Here is a 1,005-nt window from a genome sequence, read left to right as displayed (position 1 = left end):
CGACCCCATAACGGACATTAGGTTCTGTGGAAGTGGCCGCAACTAAGTGCGCCAAGTGCGTTGCGCGACAAGAATACGTCACGGTTCATTTCGCATAATCCGTGCTGAAGCTCCCAGCGGAAAGGTGAGCAGACAAATCTTCGGTCGTGAGATCTTCATAGATTGTCGAGGTGCGGTTGAACCACTTTGCACGATAAGCGCTCATCCAAACGAGGCGACGCTCAATACCAGTGGTTACAGGATCATCGGTTAGCTCGACCGTAATCCGCCTTAGCTTCACACCTTCGCCGAAAGTTGCGGCTAGGTCATCGGGATCGACCAACTCTACACTCGCTGGCTCGGCGATGTCGCCGAAGGTTACCAGCAGCGGAAACGCTGACCGCTCCGGAAGCGTTGCGTTTGCTGGCCACATGCGCGGCACCTCGACCACCCCCTTTATCAGCAGAACATTGTCGAAGGATTCGGCCCACGGCTCACCCTGAATCTTGGGCGCGAGCATCTGCATGACCCGCGCCGCCCAGTCGACGTCGTTACTTGACCGAGGCAGCGCAAATAGCGTCTTTCCGCCAGGCAGATCGACCGCTACGGCCTCGCCGCGAAACTTGTAGTAAATCTGCCTGCCTGCAAGCCCGCCCGCTGAGGCCGCACCTCCGAGCGACTGCTCGACCTGAATGACACTCGATCCGGTTTTCACTCCCTCGGGCGTTTCGACCTCGACTGTCAGGCGGTAGCGGTAGTCCGGAGCCTTGTCCTCCACGAGCGCGCAGCCTGAGACCAAAAGCGCGGCAAGCGCCAACCATGTCGTTTGAAGGACGCGCACCAAACCGTTTCTCCGCCTCATCGCATGATCGCAGCAGCAATCGCATGATTAGATGAAGAAATTATCAGTAGTAGGCTCCCCAGCCAAGCCACGGGAACCGGGATGGCAGCTAACCACCCAGTTTCAGTCATTCCCGGCAGCGCGGCGCGTTCCTAAAACCGGACGGGCAGCTTAGGCGAGATTTC

Annotated in this window: 1 protein-coding gene; it reads right to left on the bottom strand. The window is 58.2% G+C overall.

Annotated features, from left to right (window positions below; genetic code table 11):
• Nucleotides 1–85: 85 nt before the first annotated feature.
• Nucleotides 86–823 (bottom strand): hypothetical protein, encoded by a 738-nt coding sequence (locus C0456_RS20840; protein ID WP_291056724.1) that lies wholly within the window; start codon nucleotides 821–823, stop codon nucleotides 86–88.
• Nucleotides 824–1,005: the final 182 nt, after the last annotated feature.

This window comes from Hyphomonas sp., from assembly GCF_013823385.1.
Classification (GTDB): domain Bacteria; phylum Pseudomonadota; class Alphaproteobacteria; order Caulobacterales; family Hyphomonadaceae; genus Hyphomonas.
This window is presented reverse-complemented; position numbering and strand designations above follow the sequence as displayed.